Below are 18,485 nucleotides of genomic sequence, written 5' to 3' on the forward strand. Positions count from 1 at the left end.
GAGTCGCTTTGATTGAAGGTTCTCGCGGTGAAATGAAGCGAGTGAATTAGTTAGGCAGAAAGCCAGCAAACATTTAGCTTTGCTGGCTTTTTTATTGGTCAATTGTACTGACTAGCTTTAGGACTTACGTTGTAGGGGAATTCGTGTGTTTGCTGATATTAACCTATAGGTGAGTCATGACATTCGCTCACCGACTCGCAGCGAGTCCATCCGTGGATGCTCGACCGCCCCGTCCTTGGGGCGGACGGTCGTCTCGCTAATCACCATGACTCGCCTTTCGGGCATCAGCGTGGTCTGTTGATTTCAAAACCGATCTTGAATACATGAAACGTATCGAGGGAGTTGAACCCTCTCTACGTTTTCTAAGAAGCTGATTTACGTTGGTTTTTGGTCAAAGGAAACAAACTCTTGTTACACCTTACTGTATTTATTGATGGAAACAAGCTGAGGGTGCGTGAAAATTTGACTTAGTCCTGAAAATATCATCGTGTAGTATCTCAAGACAACATTTTGAAACTATATCAATTGTATCAACATCATCTAAATGTAGCATATTATTCAATTAAATAAGTAAGTTACCATAGGTCTAACTGATTTAAGCCATTCATAGCTGCATTGTCTAACCATTAAGACTCTAGCATTGATAATGGCGTTGTGTTGGTATAGGATCTGAAAATAACGTTATGAAAGCATCGGTGATTTTGATGAGAACTGAAAAGAGAAAAGTAACCAAAGCTATGATTTTTCGCTCAGTTGCAAGTTCAACGGCAATTGAGACAGGAAAATCAGTGAAATCAATAGAACACAAATTGAAAGCGAACAAGCAAAAGTTCGATTCGTTAACACTAGCAGTCTAAAATATCAGCAACAAGACGCTCCATATGTTGATAATCACCGCTTAATCCTGCATGAATTGAACGTATATAGAAATCCTTGTGCTTATCCCACAAGGAGTAATCTAAAAGCCCATACCCTGCTTCTTGACTCATATAGTCCATTAAGAGCCTACTAATTCTTCCATTGCCCTCTCGAAATGGGTGAATCAAAATGAATTCAACATGGATTTGAGCAAGAAAAGATACCAATTCTTCTTTATTGAAGTTTGCTATACTTGAAGCCTTTGATAGGTAGTCATTTTCGAAACTTTGAATTAAGCCATTCATATGTAGAGGTACAGCGAACTCAAAATCGTCTTTCCACATTCTAACATTTCTAATATTTCCAGCCCAAGAGTATACGTTGCCTAACCATTGACGATGCCAATCAATAAGAGTCTGAAAACTGAGATGAAATGCCAGATCATCATCTGAAAACACCTTTTCATAAAGTTTCATCAAAAGAAATGTTTCGACTTCATCCATTTCATTAATGTCTGTAATGTTCAGCTTGTTTAAGAGAACCCGATCGTTGGAGCCTGGTTGGTATTGGGTTTCTGCTGTGTCTAAGTCATATCTGGTCATCAAAAGGCACTTAAAAAGAAAGTTTGGTGTAGTGTAAGAACAGGTTGCAACACATAGCAAACAGTTCAAGATTTAATTAGCTGAATTTTACGATTTTTTATGCTTAGCTATATTAAATGGCTTGTTGTGGCTCAATCATTACATTGCTTTACCTTTACTGGATATTTCCCTTCACTACCAATGAAAAATATTCATTTATTCTTCATTATGATAAATGAAAAACAGTAAGCACTATGTATGAATCCTTGAATACATTTTTCATAACGCAGGAATGCGGCTTACTGAGCTAAATGAATACACCAAATATGATTTTAGTTAGACACCATTTGATGAATACAGTCAATTAAAGGGCAATAAATACCTAGGTATTTATTGGCACGCTGAAAGATCGGACAGGCATAACTCTTTCCGGGTTTACTGCCAACACCGCAGTAATAGGAGTTCACCATCCCCTCGGAGTTGCCGCAGGGCATTTGCGTTCTTTGCGTGAGCGAGGCATGGTCGTTCACGTGCATCCATGCACTTCACGACATTCAGGCATCCTGCCATCAGATGCCGAGATAGCGTCAGTCGAATCAGGGACGAGCGTCTGACGCGATAGCATAAGGACGCTTAATGCCCAAGGGGCTTTCAACTCCGTTAGGGGCGTCTTGGAGAATCCAAGGAGGATAGGACGAGCAGTCCTCCTTGGTCGACTCTTTATTAAAAAATCAGGGGGTGAAACCCCACGACTTTGATTCACCTCGGCCGTAAGGCCGCAATCAATATTGCATTGTGCTAAACAGAGCCAATATGGAAGCCCCACGACTTGTAAACTAAAGCATTCAAACGTAGTTTGAAAAGCTTTAAAGTCTAACCTTGGTGTAAATCAACTCAGCTTGAGTTGCAAAAAACCATTATTATTTCTGCGTTATCACTCCAATACCATAAGGATTAACGTGCCTAAGCACTTACCAGAACCTAAGTTCAATGCAGCGCAGCTTTGCCCTTTATGCCAAGGGGCGAATCAGTGTGCTATGACTCTTGGTGCCGACATCAGTGACTGTTGGTGTGCTAAGCAGGCGTTTCCTAATCTGACTCAATTGCTATCTGGCGATTTGGCGGCAGGCTTATCAACAGACGCTACAGTAGGGCTGAGTGCTGATAAGTTAGCGCAACTATTATCGCAGCCTGCGACGGCTTGTATTTGTGAGACTTGTTTAAGCCGGATAAAGCGAGTGCTAACTACTTCTGCTTCAGAAGATAAAAACAGCCCATCGGGATTAGGCGATGGGCTGGGATATGAGGTGAAATAGCGGGCTATTAATTGATGGTGTAATCCAGTTGCACGCTACTTTGTGCTTCTACGGCTTTACCATTTTCAAATTTGGGTGCGTAACGCCATTTATTTAAGGCTTCGATGCTTTCTTTTTCAAATAAAGCACCTCCCTTGCGTATTACCATGCATGGCGATCGCCTAATAACATTCATGCCGATCATCCAATAACATTCATGTCGATCGCTCAATAACATCGCAAACCGATCACTTTTGCTTCTTTATGGTAAACCCTGATCGACATGCATGTTATTGCGTGACTTTTTCTCCTCGCTTCGTTAAACCCGCACTTTCTGCTCATTTAATCTGAGGAAAGTGCATGTCTGCGAGGCCTATTACTGTGAGAAAACTGAAAGAAATTCTGCGCCTAAAATATCAGGCTCGCCTATCACACAGGCAGATTGCGCTTAGCCTTCATGTCTCCCCTAGCACGGTATCCTATTATGCTAACCGTGCTGCACACCTCGGGATCCATGACTGGCCACTCAGTGATATCTGGGACGATGTCACTTTGGAACGTGCCTTTCTCAACACTCAAACTGTGCATAAAAAACAGTACAAACCCCTGCCTAACTGGGCCATGTTGCATCAGGAGTTAAAACGACCGGACCAAAAAGGCATGACACTTGAGCGATTATGGCAAGAGTATGCTGAGCGTAACGGCCAAACACATTACAGCTATAACCACTTTTGTCGCTTGTATAAAGAGTGGGCTAGCGTGTTGCAACCGTCGATGCGTCAGACCCATATCGCCGGAGAAAAACTGTTTGTCGATTATTGTGGGCAAACGGTGCCCATCATTGATCCGCACACTGGGGAACTGCTTTACAAGGCTCAAATCTTTGTCGCGGTATTGGGTGCATCTAACTACACCTTCGCCGAAGCGACTCGCTCACAACAGCTCGAAGACTGGGTAATGAGCCACAAACGGGCATTTGAGTTCTTCGGCGGTGTGCCGCAATTAGTGGTACCCGATTGCCTCAAAAGTGCCGTCAGTGTGGCACGCAATACCGATCCAGACTTGAATCCGACCTATCAAATGTTAGCCGCCCATTTCGGCACAGCGATCATGCCGGCGCGTCCCCGTAAGCCCAAAGATAAATCCAAGGCTGAAGTCGGCGTACAAATCGTCACCCGCTGGATTTTGGCGGTGCTGCGCCATGAAGTGTTCCATAGCCTAGCACAGCTCAACCAGCGCATTGGTGAGTTGTTGACGCGCCTCAATCAAAAGCCCTTCCAAAAGCTCCCCGGTAGTCGTGCATCTTTGTTTACCGAGTTGGATGCGCCTGCGCTAAAGCCCTTACCCAGTTACCGTTATCAGTACACCAAAGTGCAACAGGTACTCGTGGGCAAGGATTACCATGTTGATATAGAAAAACACTATTACTCAGTCCCTTACGCCTTACAGGGTAAGCGATTAACGGTACAAATCACGGAGCATACCCTGGTGTTTTATCACCATGGCAAGGTAGTCGCCGAGCATGTACGCAGTCAGTGTAAAGGTCAACACACGAGCCTGAGCGAGCATATGCCCGCACATCACCAGGCACTGCTCGAATGGTCGCCCGAACGCTTGCACCACTGGGCTGCCTCGATAGGGCCCTATACCGCACATTGGGTGCATGAGTTTATCCGGCAAGCCGAGCATCCGGCCCAAGCGGTAAGGCCCTGCTTGGCACTGTTAGGGCAAAGCAAAACCTACGGTAAAGACCGGCTAGAAGCGGCCTGTTTACGGGGCCAGCTGACAGGGGCTAACCGCCTGCACAACATTCGCGCCATGCTTAAAAATGGCTTAGAGCAGCAGCCAATCTACACCAACAAGCACGACCCACTGCAAGCCATCAGCCACGACAACGTGCATGGTGAGAGCTACTTCCACTAACGTCAATAAATAACAAGGAGACAAAGATGCAATTACGCGTCGAAGAACAACTTAGCCAACTGCATTTAGGTGGCGTGAAGCAAGCGCTCGCACAACAACAAGAGCAAGCCATGCTTTATCAAGACATGAGTTTTGAAGAGCGGCTACAACTGCTGCTCAGTCACGAACTGCTACAAAGAGAGCAACGCAAAATCAATCGGTTAGAAAAACAAGCCTGTTTTAGGCTGATGGGGCAAATCGAGCAACTGGACTATCGTGCCAGTCGAGGGTTTACCCCCGCACAGATCCGCCAGTTGCTAGAAGGTCACTGGCTGAGGCATCAACAAAACCTACTGCTAACCGGCGCGGCAGGGTGTGGCAAAAGCTATCTGGCCTGCGCTCTGGGACGTTACTTCATCCGCCAAGGCATGGGTGTGCGCTACTATCGCTTAAAAACGTTGCTTGAGGAAATGCGACTCGCCCAAGCCGATGGCAGTTACCCTAAGTTGATAACACAACTGACTCAAGTTGCGATCTTGATTTTAGATGACTGGGGCATGGAAATGCTGGATGCGAGCGAACGCAGTAATCTACTGGAGATCATCGATACCCGTCATGGCAAGGTATCCACCTTGGTAGCGAGCCAGCTGCCAGTGGATAAATGGTACGCCATGATAGGTGAAGCAACTTTTGCCGAAGCCATCTTAGACAGGCTGATCCATCGAGCTGTGAGAGTGACGTTAACGGGTGAATCGATGCGAAAACAGGGCACAAACTTGACGCATGCCGATCAAGCAGAGTAAAACAAAGATGTTGTAAATGCGGGAAGAAAAATCGTGATCGGCATGATGTTATTGACTGATCGAAATGATGTTATTAGCCATCCCTTAGAGGCTAAGATTTCAGGGTTTTTCACAAAGCCATGTTCATCAACGGTAAATTTAAGTTGAACCCAGCCGCTTTTACGTTTTTGGACGTAGGATGCAGGGTATTTAGGCGTAGTGCGAAATAGCGGTTGCTGTTCCTGTGTGTCGGCCCAAGGGCGCATTTTGCCGATGGCGATACAGTGGGCGGTGGACTCGTCACGCTTTCCTTGGCGCTCATACAGTTCGACTAAATAAGCGTGGGCACTTAAGGCATAGGGATGGCTAAAGTTAAGGGCGTCAAACTGCTTAACCACTTCTAAAAGCAACGGAATCGCCTTGTCATCATGCTTTTCGGCATATTCAACGGCGCCGACGACATAGGTGGCTTTGACTCTGTCGAGGGCATTTTCGGGTAGGATTTCTTTGTAAGTTTCATAGGCCTCGAAGGCATAGTCTCTTACCTTAGCAGTGTACAATTCTGTGTTGCTGAGGCGAGCAAATGCTGCCATTTTTATATTCGCCAACAGCTTTTTATTTGCATTTTTTTCAGCAATTTCAATAGCATCTTCAAAAAGTCCTTTCGCCACAGTCAGCTTAGGTGAGGTTTCCGCTGCGCCGAGTAGTGGGTCGATAAGCTCAGCTGCATGCTCGCCGTAATGCTTTTTATAATTGCTTAATGCGAGTTGATATAACTCATTCGCCTTAGCTGTTTTTGGCAAATTCTTTTCTTCAAATGGGTAAAGGGCGACTTGCTTCTCTATCGCACCAGCCCAGTTCATGGCGAGGTTAGCTAAGTCGACACTGTCCTTGGCATATTGAGCTTCGCCCAATTCGAAGGCCCTTTTGGCACTGGCTTCTATTTGGTCGTTATCACCTTGTTTGAGTGCGGCTTGGTAGTCACTGTAGGCTTGGGGAAAGCTGTTTTCCGAGGCGGTTAAAGGTAACGAAGTACTTAAGGCTAAAGCAAATAGACTGGCTAAGGGTAAAATTTTTCCGTCTAACATCTTGTATATCCTTATGTTTAGTGTCTTCGGATAGTACAAATGTTTCACTCTTGATACAAGTTTGTTTTCGGCAGTTGGTCGCTAGGGGGACGCTAAGAAGGTAAGCCTTTGCCTACCTTCTTACTTTGCCGATGGGCTTGGCACCCTTTAGGCAGAGACTTATTTAGTCACAAACTGCAAACCAAATTGGCCTAACTCACCGTAGTGGAATTGGCAGGTTTGATTGAGTGGCAAATCTAATACCCCCGCATAGGAGCCAGTAATCACATATTGTCCTCGGGTTAAGCCAATCCCTTGGGCGGATAAAAAGTTGACTAACCAGTAGAGTCCGGCCTTAGCGAAACCATTTGGATGAACAGCGGCTTTTTGCAGTGTTTCACTTGCTTGCTGCTCGTTATGAGCAATTTCAACACTCAGGGCGAAATGGCCTGTTTCTATCTTGGCTGGTGCAAGTAGTTCTGGCCCTAACCATAGACCTTGATTGACTAAGCCATCGGCGAGGGCGTCGAAGTGATTGGCTTCGCTTGGGTTTTGGTAGCGACTTTTGATAAGTTCTAAGGCGAGGCGGGTTTTACCTAGGGCGGCGTCGATTTCTGCCTCAGAATAGGGCGTGGCACGTGGCGGTAAATCGCTGCCGATTTCAAAGGCGAGCTCAGGCTCGACACGGGCTAGCCCTTTGCTTGAAGGATAAAGCGGGCAATCGGCGGTTTCGATATACACATCGTGTTGATAGATGGGCGCCACTACGGTTTTTTCTGCCGTTGGGAGTAGACACTTCCAACCCGCAATCGGGTTGCCTTGGGCGCTAAATTGCTGGGCAATCGCTTGTTGGATGGCAAAGGCGTGGGGGAAATCCTTGGGCCTTAACGCTTCTTGCAACAGGGCGCCCGCTTCACCTTTAGCGCGGCGCTGCGCGAGTTCTTGTGCTGCGGTGTTAATGGACTCAAGCTGTGCTTTCGTGTCTATTGGTGACATTTTTTTATCCTAACTGACTTATTTTTAAAGACTTATACAGAGTGGTTTATGCCGCAATAAATGTGCACATAAGGTATCAATTGACTCTATAAATCCAATCTGGGCCAAAAAAGAAATTGTGCTCAATATACCTTTTTGTGTCGGCAAAGGCTTGATAAAACTTATCTTCAAATGCTGAGCATTTATCGCCGAGCAAGATTGATTGAGTGTCAGCTTAACTATCCAATCAGGCTGATAAGTTAATCGCTTTTTAGGCTAGATCTTAGCGCGGTGCGGTGCCAGAATGGCGTTCCTTTCTGCTGTACTACTGGGACTTTTCCGTGAATCAAAGCCACTCTGGATCCTTGGCAAATAACCATGCTCAATTGGGGTTATTGTTTATTTCTGTTGCCGTGCTGTTTTGGGGGATTTTACCTATAGCACTTAAGCTATCGGGGAGTTTTATCGACCCGGTGACGTTGACTTGGTTTCGGTTTTTGGTGGCGCTCTTGGTCAGTATTTTGGTGCAGTGGAGTGCCGGGAGTTTGAAACAGTTTGCGGCGCTCGATGCCAAGGTTTGGCTCAGGCTTATCCTCGCTGGATTGTTTTTAATGCTTAACTATGTGTCATTCGTCTATTCCCTCGACTATTTAGCCCCGGGCGCGGCGCAGCTTAATTTTCAAACCTCGCCATTTTTCCTCGCTTTTGGCGGCGTGTTATTTTTTAAAGAACGCCTCAATGCGGTGCAGCTCAGTTGTTTTGCCGCTTTAGCCTTAGGGATGTTAATGTTTTTCCATCCCTTTTTAGATTTTTCGGCAACTGATAATCATGAGATCTGGCTTGGGGTGATGATAGTGCAGTTTTCTGCATTGTCATGGACCACCTACGCACTGCTGCAAAAGTCACTGTTGAACCGTTTGTCTCCCGCCAACGTACTCTTGGTTATCTATGCCTTAGGTATTTTTGCGATGGCGCCCTTTAGCGACTTTAGCCAATTTGCGCAAATGGATAGCTTTGACTGGCAAGTGGCGCTGTTTTGCGCCGCCAATACCTTGATTGCCTACGGTTGTTTTGGGCAATCGATGAAGTATTGGCCGACGGCACAGGTGAGCGCCATGTTGGCGTTAACGCCAGTATTTAGCTTTAGTGCCACGGCGTTAGTGGTGAGTATCGGTTGGTGGCCTGACGTGTTTAAGGCCGATGAGTTAGATGCTTTATCGCTCTTTGGCATAGGTGTGATTATTGTCTCTGTGATGGTGGTGCAGTTGCTGCCCCTGTATCGCCAGCGCCGCGCGAGACGTTTACAACCCATTTAACTGGCAGCTGAATAGGTATCCTAGTGATCACACGCCTGACCGATATTGAATTAGAACAGATCCGCGGGGTTATCTTCGATCTCGACGGTACGCTTGCCCATTCAAACCCTGACTTTAAAGGCTTAAGAGCGGCATTAGGTATTGGATCGGGTACCGATATTCTCGAGCATATACATAGTCTCGACACCACTATGGCCAAGATGCAGGCGCTGGAAATTGTCCATGACTATGAGCTTGCCAGCTCGCACCAAGCGAGCTGGATTGAAGGCGCGCAGGCGTTGATTGCGTTTTTAAAGATGCGGCAACTGCCGCTGGCGATTTTGACCCGCAATATGCCAGAGGCGGCCAAAATCACCATCGAAAAACTCGGTATTGATATTCCTTTAGTGCTGACCCGTTACGATGCCGAGCCTAAACCTCACCCGCAGGGGATCCACTTGATTTGTGAGCAATGGCAGTTGAGTCCGGCGGATATCTTGTATGTGGGGGATTATCTATTTGATCTGCAAACCGCGCAAAACGCCGGTAGCCGCTGCGCCCTCTACTGCCCTGAAGAGGTGCCCGACTATGCCCAAGCTGCGGATTTACTCATCGGCAATTATCAGAGTTTTATTGAAGCTTGGGCAGTGGCAATCCCAAAAGACTAAGTGCACACGATGCCAGATTGATAAGGTTTTATATCACTTTATGTCAATTCTCACTCGATGTGTTTGCGGTTAGGGAATCTTGCTTATCTTGTTTAAGCCCAAGCCGAATACTGTCGACTAATGCCACTAACCAGCAGAGTAAAAAGCCATAGAGCAGTTCATTGGCATTAGCAATTGTGGTCTGGGTTTGTTGGGTGATTTCGGCAGAAATCATGCCGATATCAAGCGGTAAGGTGCCGTTTTGAATATCTAAGGCGATCACTTGCGCCACTTGATAGATTTGCATGAGTAGCAGCACAAGGCTCACGACCGCTAAGCTAAAAAACACCAGTACAGTGCGTTTATGTTTTAGGTAAAAATGGCCGCTGCCGGGGGCGACAAAGGCGGATAAAAGACCTGCGCTAAGAGCTTTTTTCATCGAAATACACTAATTGCATTGCTAAAGACTACGCCGACACTAATAGACATGCTGGCTTAAGTGCAAGTTAATTTGCCATTGCGACTAACAATCCAATAAACCCCGCAAACAGTGTACAACCGACGAGCACCATGATTAATAAAGTCTTATCTTCGCGGCATGACTTAGCGAGCTCGGGCAGTGCCGAGATAAATGGGTAAGTTATCAGTGCTAAAAAATCCATTTTTTTGTCCTTAAGTTAGGCATCCACGTATTGACTATACCTGCTCGAAATATCAACTGGCCAGTGAAGTTTGAGCAGGAGCGATTTTTAGATAACAAAAAAGGAGCCTAGGCTCCTTTTTTATGCGCTTGACCTAAGGGTTTAGGTTTGCGGATTACTCTTCGCGTGGTTTACGTGGTCTACGTTCGCCTGCTGGCTTGTCTGAACGTGGTTTGCGGTCAGCAAACGGCTTGTCACCCGACGCTGCACGTGGCTTACGATCACCGGCTGGGCGGTCGCTACGTGGACGACGGTCGCTACGGGCACCACGGCCAGAGTCAACAAAGACTTGGTCGCCAGCTTCACGGATATTCAATGGCTTACCACACACACGCACTTTCTTCAGGTGTTGTAGTACATCTTTTGGCATGCCATCTGGCAGGTCAACAGTTGTCACTGAATCATAAAGTTGGATTGCACCGATATAACGGCTGTCAATATTGGCTTCGTTTGCGATAGCGCCAACGATATTGCCTACACCTACGCCATTTTCACGACCTACGTCGATCACATAACGGCACATTTTCAGGTCTGGATTGTCTTTTAACGCTTCAGCGCTACCTAAGCTTGCTGGCATTGGACGAGATTCACGGCTACGGCGTTCGCCACGGTCAGCACCGCGGTCTGAACCACGTTCGCTGCGCTCACTGCGTTCATCACGAACACGCTCTTGAATCGCAGGTAATTGCAGTGGACGTTCTTGCTGAACTTGGTGCAGTAGGGCCGCTGCGAGCAGATCGGTATCTACTTCAAGTTGCTGGCATAACTGAGCAACAGCTTCACGCATAAATTCGAGATCGTTGTTCATGGTTTGAGCGAGCTGCTCACCCAAGCGTGACAGGCGACGTTCTGCAACGGTTTCTGGGCTTGGTACTTTCATTGGCGAAATACGGCTGTTAGTCGCACGCTCGATAGTGCGCAACATACGCATTTCACGGCTAGTGACGAACAGAATTGCCATACCATTACGACCAGCACGGCCAGTACGACCGATACGGTGGACGTAAGCTTCTGTATCGTATGGAATATCGTAGTTTACTACGTGGCCAATACGCTCAACGTCTAGACCACGGGCCGCAACGTCAGTCGCGATCAGAATGTCTAGCTTGCCGTTTTTGAGTTGTTCAACTGCACGCTCACGGGCTTGTTGGTTCATATCACCATGTAAAGGTGATGATGCATAGCCACGGGCTTCAAGTTTTTCAGCTAATTCAACACATGAGTTACGAGTACGAACGAAGATGATGATACCTTCAGTATTTTCAACTTCTAACACGCGTACTAACGCTTCTAATTTATTGTGCTGTGATACCTGTACGAAACGTTGTTCGATTGACTCTACTGTCGTTTGGCTAGACTCGATACGCACATGTACAGGGCTACGTAAATGCTGGTTAGCAACACGTTTAATTTGTTCTGGCATTGTGGCCGAGAATAGTGCTAATTGGCGCTCGCTTGGCGTGTGCTCAAGGATCCATTCGATATCATCGATGAAGCCCATTTTTAGCATTTCGTCGGCTTCATCGAGCACGAGTGCTTTTAATGAATCGAGTTTTAACGTGCCACGACGCATATGGTCCATTACACGACCAGGCGTACCCACGATAACTTGTGGACCACGTTTGAGGGCATTCAACTGTTGTTGCATGCTTTGACCACCGTAGATCGGCAGTACATGGAAATTCTTAATAAATTTGGCATAGCTACTGAACGCTTCAGCAACTTGAACAGCAAGTTCACGCGTTGGTGCTAATACTAAAATTTGTGGTGTGGTTTGGCTGGTGACTTTATTCAGCAGCGGCAGCGCGAAGGCGCCAGTTTTACCTGTACCTGTTTGCGCTTGACCTAAAATATCTTTGCCAGCCATAAGTGGATCAATACTGGCTGATTGGATTGGCGTTGGTTTTTCATAACCTAGCTCGTCAAGAGCACGCAACAAATTCTCGGATAGGCCGAGTTCACGGAAAGTTCTTTCATCGGATGACATTGAGTTGTAGCCTTGTGGATGCGCGCGGATTGGCGCTTAAGTTTCACAGACAGAAAATCAACCCCGTGTCGATTTCCCGCGAACGACGGATTATAGCAGCATATAAGCCGCTTTACCAATCCGGATAAGGATAAATCCACCGTTTGAGAAGGTTTTTTCGCAAAAACTGAGCAAGAAACGCGCCACTTCGGCTAATTTTTCAAAAAGTTGCCATCGAGTTTAATTAATTCAAAAGCCGATTCCGCTACAGCGGCGAGAAAAACATAGTCCAAGGTCTCGTAGGTATCCTCCGGCGTATGATATTGCGGATGGGTGGGCACACCAAAATATAGCCAAGGGATTTTAGCCTGATGAAAGGGATAATGATCCGATGCTCTTAGCCAATTGGTGCTCTGGATACTTCTCCCCACAGGCTTAGGGTGACTGAGTTTGATGCACAGGCCGTTAGATTGATTCAACATTGGCCTAAATTGAGGAAATTGATAAAAGTTGCGGCTGCCCTCAAGGTAAATCGCGTAAGGGCGACTTGGGTGGCCAATCATATCCAGATTGAGCATCAGTTCAAATTGCGCTTCAGGCATTCGCTGCTTGAGTTGCTCCACTAAGGCAGTGCTGCCAAACAGTCCAGGTTCTTCGGCATCGGTCGCGACAAACATTAAGTTAATGTTGGGGAGTGAGTCGGGCGCAGCGCGTTGCTGCGCTTGCCAGTGGTTAGCGATGGCGAGTAATGCGGCAACGCCGGAGGCATTGTCATCGGCACCGTGGTAAACCTTGCCGCCACTCATGCCGAGATGATCATAGTGGGCGACTACAATACGCCATTTATCCGTAGGTTGTCGCGCTGGCGCTAAGGCGACCAGATTGCTTCCCACCTCTTGGCTAAATAGGGTGGAATATTCGAAGGGAACCTCGAAGGTTGTTCCCCAAGGTTTAAGGCCTAGTTGTTGAAACTGGCGGTTTAAATAGTCGCGCGCCTTGGCTGCGCCTTCTGTTTGGGTTTTACGCCCCATTAATTCTGCTGAGCTGAGTGTCGCTACTGTTTGCTTAAGATCTGCGGGGGCAGCCCAATTCAATCGAATCGTCTCTGGTGAGCAAGTATATTCGGCAGGTTGGCTAGTGCAGCCCATGAGTCCCATACATAGGCTAAGGGTAAAAAAGCGCAATAAGCCCATGCATGGAGACCATGAGCGGATGATTGCAGTGAGTGCGTGTGCCAAATTGCCCATGATTATCCTTAAGGTTGGCAATAGGAACGATCATTCCTAAGCCTAACAGGGATTTAGCTAGAGTGCATGGGCTCTAATGTGGATTTAATCTAATACCTGGATCTCAGGGGAGAGTGTCGCATCTTGATGAGGGCTTAAATTAAAGTGCTCTAAGCCTGAGACTAAATGTGTGCGCGAGCACAGGGTGACCTGAGTATTTTTGGTGAGTCCACCTTGGGCAAGCGTGGTGACTCGGCCATCGGGTAATGCCAGCAGGCTATTTTCTGCGGTGCTATCTAAGACAGTAACTTGTAAACGAGTGGGTTGACCGATAATCGGATCGATAGCCGCGATAGCAAGTGCGAATAGCATTAGTCCTAAACAGGTAATGAGCATGACATTAACGCGACTTAAGCTGGTTAAGTTGGGGCGATGTTCTAACAAAATATCCTCCTCGATGGAGTGCGCCTTGGGAGTGTTCTCCCAAGGCGTCGTTGAGGTTGAAGCCTTACCTGATTATGACTGCGTTGCTAGTTGTGCATCCCGCTCCAGCAGCGGCTTTAAGAAGCGTGCCGTGTGTGAGGTAGGATGCAAGGCTACTTCTTCTGGTGTGCCTGTGGCGAGGATTGTACCGCCGCCACCGCCGCCTTCAGGGCCTAAGTCGATAATCCAGTCTGCGGTTTTTATCACATCCAGATTATGCTCAATCACCACAATCGTGTTGCCGTGGGATTTGAGTCGATGCAGTACATCCAGCAGCAATTGGATATCGGCAAAGTGCAGGCCTGTGGTTGGTTCATCCAATATATACAAGGTCTTACCGGTATCGCGTTTGGAGAGTTCCTTGGCCAGTTTTACCCTTTGGGCCTCACCGCCAGATAGCGTCGTCGCGCTCTGGCCTAAACGTACGTAAGACAAACCCACATCCATTAGGGTTTGCAGTTTGCGGGCAATAGCAGGCACGGCATCGAAAAATTCGCGGGCATCTTCCACCGTCATTTGCAGTACTTCGTGGATATTCTTGCCTTTATAGCGCACTTCTAAGGTTTCGCGGTTATAACGTTTGCCCTTACAGGCATCGCAGGGCACATACACATCGGGCAGGAAGTGCATTTCGACTTTAATTAAGCCATCGCCTTGGCAGGCCTCGCAGCGACCACCTTTGACGTTAAAGGAGAAGCGCCCGACCTGATAACCGCGAGTTCGGGATTCCTGCGTTCCGGCAAAAATCTCCCTAATTGGGGTAAAGATGCCAGTATAAGTGGCGGGGTTTGAGCGCGGAGTGCGGCCAATCGGGCTTTGGTCGATATCGACCACTTTATCGCATTGCTCCATGCCGACAATCCGATCGTAAGGCGCGGGCTCATCGACGGTGGCGCCGTTGAGTTGTTTGTGGGCAATTCTAAAGAAGGTGTCGTTAATCAGCGTCGATTTACCTGAGCCCGATACTCCAGTCACACAGGTGAATAATCCCACAGGGATGGTTAAATCTACATTACGCAGGTTATTGCCGCGGGCGCCGTAAAGCTCAATCACTTGTTTCGGGTCGAACGGCGTACGTGGAGTGCTGATATGAATATTGCGCTTACCCGAAATGTACTGCCCAGTGACGGACTCGTCGCAGGCGATAATTTTCTCAATCGGACCGTCGCAAATCACTTCACCACCATGGACGCCAGCGCCTGGGCCGATATCGATAATATGATCCGCCATACGAATCGCGTCTTCATCGTGCTCTACCACAATCACTGTGTTGCCTAAATCCCGCAGGTGGATCAGGGTTTGCAGCAGACGCTCGTTATCCCGCTGGTGCAAGCCGATAGAAGGCTCATCGAGCACATACATTACGCCGACAAGCCCGGCACCAATTTGGCTGGCTAAGCGAATACGCTGCGCTTCACCGCCCGAGAGGGTCTCGGCCGAGCGTGATAGGCTTAAATAGTTAAGGCCGACATTGACGAGGAAACCTAAACGGTCGCGCACTTCCTTGAGGATTTTTTCAGCAATTTGTGCTTTTTGGCCGTTGAACTCGAGTTTGTCAAAATAATCTAGGGCTTCACCAATTGACCAAACGGTCAGTTTCGGCAAGTTAAGATCGCCAATAAATACGTGGCGAGCCTCTTCACGCAAACGCGAGCCGCCACAGCTTTGGCAAGCTTGGGTGTTGATAAACTTGGCCAACTCATCGCGCACCGCGTTACTTTCGGTCTCACGGTAACGCCTGTCCATATTATTTAAGATGCCTTCAAAGGGGTGATTACGCACCACCACATCGCCACGGTCGTTGATGTATTTGAAGGCGATGCTGTCTTTACCTGAACCGTAGAGAACGATTTTTCTCACCTTATCCGACAAGTGTTCGAAGGGAACTTCGACATCGAACTTATAGTGGTCGGCCAGCGAACTTAGCATCTGGAAGTAATAGAAGTTACGTCTATCCCAGCCGCGAATCGCGCCGCCAGCCAGGGATAACTCCGGATTGGAGATCACTCTGTCAGGATCGAAAAACTGTTGTACCCCTAAACCATCGCAGGTTGGGCAAGCACCGGCTGGGTTGTTAAAGGAGAAAATCCGTGGCTCAAGCTCGGCCATCGAGTAACCACAGTGCGGGCAAGCAAAGTTGGCCGAGAAGATTAATTCTTCAGTGGTGCCTTCATCCATGCTGGCGACCACGGCAATCCCACCCGAGAGTTCGAGCGCAGTTTCAAAGGATTCGGCGAGGCGCTGCTGGATATCGCTGCGGACTTTAAAACGATCGACCACCACTTCGATGGTGTGCTTAACGTGTAAGTCGAGGGTTGGTGGATCGGTTAAATCGCAGACTTCACCGTCGATACGGGCGCGGATATAGCCCTGCGCCGATAAGCCTTCGAGTAATTTAACGTGTTCACCCTTACGGCCGTTGACCACGGGCGCCAGCAGCATTAAGCGGCTATCCTCGGGCATTTCTAACACTTTATCGACCATCTGGCTCACGGTTTGCGCCGCCAGCGGTTGGGCATGAGTCGGGCAGCGCGGTTCGCCCACGCGGGCAAACAGCAGACGTAGATAGTCGTAAATTTCGGTGATTGTACCCACAGTCGAACGTGGGTTATGGGAGGTTGATTTTTGTTCGATGGAAATCGCCGGGCTTAAGCCTTCGATATGGTCGACATCGGGCTTTTCCATCAAGCTTAAGAATTGGCGGGCATAGGCAGAAAGAGACTCAACGTAACGTCGTTGGCCTTCGGCATATAAAGTATCAAATGCTAGGGAAGATTTGCCTGATCCCGATAACCCTGTGATAACGATTAACTTATCCCTTGGGATAGTCAGGTTGATATTTTTGAGATTGTGGGTCCGTGCGCCGCGTATTTCAATCTTATCCATCTATCGCTCAAGTCTTATGCTTAAAAAAATGAGCCTAAGTATCGCACAGTTCGGCGGCTGAGTTTAGTCGATTCTGTGATCTCTATTCTGGGTTGGCGGTAAGCCAATGCTTGGCCGTGGGCGATATAATCGTGATGAACCTAGCGAATTAACTAAGATTAATCCAAGTATGAGGGCAAGCCTAAGCTTATCTCTGTAAGTATCAAGTTAACTATTTGTAGCGAATCGACTTTTAGATAAGCCTTTAAAATAAAGACCTAAGGCCGTAACCGTGCCTTTTAAACGGCGTCGCGATGGGGCTGGACAACCCGTTAACTACGAGTGCTTAGGACGGTTTTTCCTTTTGAGCAAATGCTTTGTGGTGTGCTAACATGCGCCCCCTAAAAGACTTCAATCCAAGGCAAAATCATGGGTAACAACGGACTTTCAGGAACCGAGACAAGAGTCGCGTTTTCTTTAGCCAGTGTATTTGGTTTACGCATGATGGGCTTGTTTATGATCATGCCCGTCTTTGCACTTTATGGTCGGCATTTAGAAGGTTTTTCACCCCTCTGGGTGGGCATTGCCATCGGTGCCTATGGCTTAACTCAGGCCATTTTACAGATCCCTATGGGGATTTTATCAGACAAGTATGGCCGTAAACCTGTCATTCTTGCAGGCTTAGTGGTGTTTGCCATCGGCAGTTTAATTGCCGCCAATGCTGAGACTATCTATGGCGTGGTGTTTGGCCGTGCTGTACAAGGAATGGGCGCGATTGCTGCCGCTGTGCTGGCGCTCGCGGCCGACTTAACACGGGATGAGCAACGTACCAAGGTTATGGCGATTATTGGTATGTGTATCGGTGGCTCGTTTGCACTGTCGTTACTGGTTGGCCCGATTGTGGCGCAGCATCTTGGGCTGACGGGGTTATTTTGGTTAACTGCGTTATTGGCGATTTTGGGAATGTTGCTGATCCAGTTTTTAGTGCCTAATCCCATTACTCAGGCGCCCAAAGGGGATACCTTAGCGACTCCTGCTAAGCTCAAACGCATGTTTTTTGAGCCGCAATTATTTAGGCTTAATGCAGGCATTTTTATTCTGCACTTAGTGTTAACTGCGGTGTTTGTCGCCTTGCCACTCGATTTAGTCGATGCAGGTCTGGTGAAAGAAAAACACTGGATGCTGTATTTCCCCGCCTTTGTGGGCGCTTTCTTTTTGATGGTGCCGTTAATCATTATTGGGGTGAAGCGTAAAAACACTAAGGCGATGTTCCAAATTGCCTTAGTGATCATGATGTTTGCCCTTGCGGCGATGGCGATTTTCGCCAGTAACCTGTGGGTATTGAGTGCGGCCGTACTGCTGTTTTTTACCGGTTTTAACTACCTTGAGGCGTCGCTGCCGAGTTTGATTGCGAAATTCTGCCCCGTGGGTGAAAAGGGCTCGGCGATGGGCGTTTATTCGACTAGCCAATTTTTAGGGGCTTTTTGTGGCGGCATGTTCGGTGGCGGTGCATTCCAATTAGTCGGTGCCGTTGGGGTGTTTATTGTGGCGCTGGTGCTGATGGGCATTTGGTTATTGCTCACCTTAGGGATGAAAAATCCTGTACTGCTTAAGAGTTACACCCTAGAGGCGGCGGTAAAAGATAAAAACCAAGCCCGTGATATGGCGGCGCAATTGTCGCAATTAATGGGCGTGGTCGAAGCGATTGTGGTGCTAGACGAGAAAGTCGCTTATCTCAAAGTTGACGAGCATTTCGATTTAAGAGAAGCCCGAGCTGTGTTAGGCTCTGCTCAATAATATGTGTTATTGCCGCGAATACTTAGGGATGCGGATTTTCCCTTG

General features: G+C 47.7%; 15 protein-coding genes and 1 pseudogene. 6 read left to right on the forward strand and 10 right to left on the reverse strand.

Annotated elements, in window-relative coordinates:
- Positions 1 to 845 precede the first annotated feature (845 nt).
- Positions 846 to 1,361 carry a Fic/DOC family protein gene (locus CEQ32_RS19485; RefSeq protein ID WP_226871848.1) on the reverse strand — a complete coding sequence of 172 codons (516 nt, stop codon included), beginning with the start codon at positions 1,359 to 1,361 and terminating at the stop codon, positions 846 to 848.
- A gap of 1,037 nt (positions 1,362 to 2,398) precedes the next feature.
- Here CEQ32_RS19485 and CEQ32_RS19495 point away from each other — a divergent pair.
- The gene (locus CEQ32_RS19495; RefSeq protein WP_088586647.1) at positions 2,399 to 2,755 is read left to right on the forward strand and encodes a cysteine-rich CWC family protein; all 357 of its coding nucleotides are present in this window, start codon (positions 2,399 to 2,401) and stop codon (positions 2,753 to 2,755) included.
- Between the two features lie 7 nt (positions 2,756 to 2,762).
- Here the strand turns inward: CEQ32_RS19495 and CEQ32_RS19500 are convergent.
- A pseudogene (locus CEQ32_RS19500) lies at positions 2,763 to 2,894 on the reverse strand (energy transducer TonB); the annotation flags it as partial.
- A 200-nt stretch (positions 2,895 to 3,094) separates the two neighbouring features.
- On the opposite strand from CEQ32_RS19500, the gene istA reads away from it, so the two are divergent.
- Both istA and istB read left to right on the forward strand, forming a co-directional pair.
- On the forward strand, positions 3,095 to 4,657 hold the full coding sequence (gene istA / locus CEQ32_RS19505) for an IS21 family transposase (RefSeq protein ID WP_088586648.1): 1,563 nt from the start codon (positions 3,095 to 3,097) through the stop codon (positions 4,655 to 4,657).
- Between the two features lie 26 nt (positions 4,658 to 4,683).
- Positions 4,684 to 5,439 carry an IS21-like element helper ATPase IstB gene (gene istB / locus CEQ32_RS19510; protein WP_088586649.1) on the forward strand — a complete coding sequence of 252 codons (756 nt, stop codon included), beginning with the start codon at positions 4,684 to 4,686 and terminating at the stop codon, positions 5,437 to 5,439.
- Here istB and CEQ32_RS19515 read toward each other — a convergent pair.
- Positions 5,427 to 6,506 carry an energy transducer TonB gene (locus tag CEQ32_RS19515; RefSeq protein ID WP_226871849.1) on the reverse strand — a complete coding sequence of 360 codons (1,080 nt, stop codon included), beginning with the start codon at positions 6,504 to 6,506 and terminating at the stop codon, positions 5,427 to 5,429. The genes istB and CEQ32_RS19515 overlap by 13 nt on opposite strands.
- Positions 6,507 to 6,665: 159 nt before the next feature.
- Complete coding sequence (locus CEQ32_RS19520; protein WP_088586650.1) at positions 6,666 to 7,481, reverse strand: hydratase; 816 nt, start codon at positions 7,479 to 7,481, stop codon at positions 6,666 to 6,668.
- Between the two features lie 320 nt (positions 7,482 to 7,801).
- On the opposite strand from CEQ32_RS19520, the gene CEQ32_RS19525 reads away from it, so the two are divergent.
- Both CEQ32_RS19525 and CEQ32_RS19530 read left to right on the forward strand, forming a co-directional pair.
- On the forward strand, positions 7,802 to 8,776 hold the full coding sequence (locus CEQ32_RS19525) for a DMT family transporter (RefSeq protein ID WP_069454236.1): 975 nt from the start codon (positions 7,802 to 7,804) through the stop codon (positions 8,774 to 8,776).
- Between the two features lie 23 nt (positions 8,777 to 8,799).
- Positions 8,800 to 9,423 (forward strand): HAD family hydrolase, encoded by a 624-nt coding sequence (locus CEQ32_RS19530; protein WP_088586651.1) that lies wholly within the window; start codon positions 8,800 to 8,802, stop codon positions 9,421 to 9,423.
- A gap of 43 nt (positions 9,424 to 9,466) precedes the next feature.
- On the opposite strand, the gene CEQ32_RS19535 is transcribed toward CEQ32_RS19530, so the two are convergent.
- From CEQ32_RS19535 to uvrA, 6 genes are all read right to left on the reverse strand, one after another.
- Positions 9,467 to 9,841, reverse strand: a complete 375-nt coding sequence (locus tag CEQ32_RS19535) for a hypothetical protein (protein ID WP_088586652.1) — start codon at positions 9,839 to 9,841, stop codon at positions 9,467 to 9,469.
- Positions 9,842 to 9,908: 67 nt separating this feature from the next.
- The gene (locus CEQ32_RS22995; protein ID WP_156143179.1) at positions 9,909 to 10,064 is read right to left on the reverse strand and encodes a hypothetical protein; all 156 of its coding nucleotides are present in this window, start codon (positions 10,062 to 10,064) and stop codon (positions 9,909 to 9,911) included.
- A 154-nt stretch (positions 10,065 to 10,218) separates the two neighbouring features.
- A complete protein-coding gene (locus tag CEQ32_RS19540; RefSeq protein WP_088586653.1) occupies positions 10,219 to 12,090 on the reverse strand; it encodes a DEAD/DEAH box helicase in 1,872 nt (623 codons plus the stop codon).
- 191 nt (positions 12,091 to 12,281) lie between these two features.
- On the reverse strand, positions 12,282 to 13,316 hold the full coding sequence (locus CEQ32_RS19545; RefSeq protein WP_088586654.1) for a M28 family peptidase: 1,035 nt from the start codon (positions 13,314 to 13,316) through the stop codon (positions 12,282 to 12,284).
- Between the two features lie 84 nt (positions 13,317 to 13,400).
- Positions 13,401 to 13,739: a hypothetical protein gene (locus CEQ32_RS19550; RefSeq protein WP_226871850.1), complete on the reverse strand. Its 339-nt coding sequence runs from the start codon at positions 13,737 to 13,739 to the stop codon at positions 13,401 to 13,403.
- Between the two features lie 72 nt (positions 13,740 to 13,811).
- On the reverse strand, positions 13,812 to 16,664 hold the full coding sequence (gene uvrA / locus CEQ32_RS19555; protein ID WP_088586656.1) for an excinuclease ABC subunit UvrA: 2,853 nt from the start codon (positions 16,662 to 16,664) through the stop codon (positions 13,812 to 13,814).
- A gap of 408 nt (positions 16,665 to 17,072) precedes the next feature.
- Between uvrA and CEQ32_RS19560 the strand changes: the two genes are divergently transcribed.
- Positions 17,073 to 18,440 (forward strand): MFS transporter, encoded by a 1,368-nt coding sequence (locus CEQ32_RS19560; RefSeq protein WP_088586657.1) that lies wholly within the window; start codon positions 17,073 to 17,075, stop codon positions 18,438 to 18,440.
- The last annotated feature ends 45 nt before the right edge of the window (positions 18,441 to 18,485 follow it).

The sequence above is a fragment of the Shewanella sp. FDAARGOS_354 genome (genome assembly GCF_002209245.2).
Lineage (GTDB): Bacteria > Pseudomonadota > Gammaproteobacteria > Enterobacterales > Shewanellaceae > Shewanella > Shewanella xiamenensis.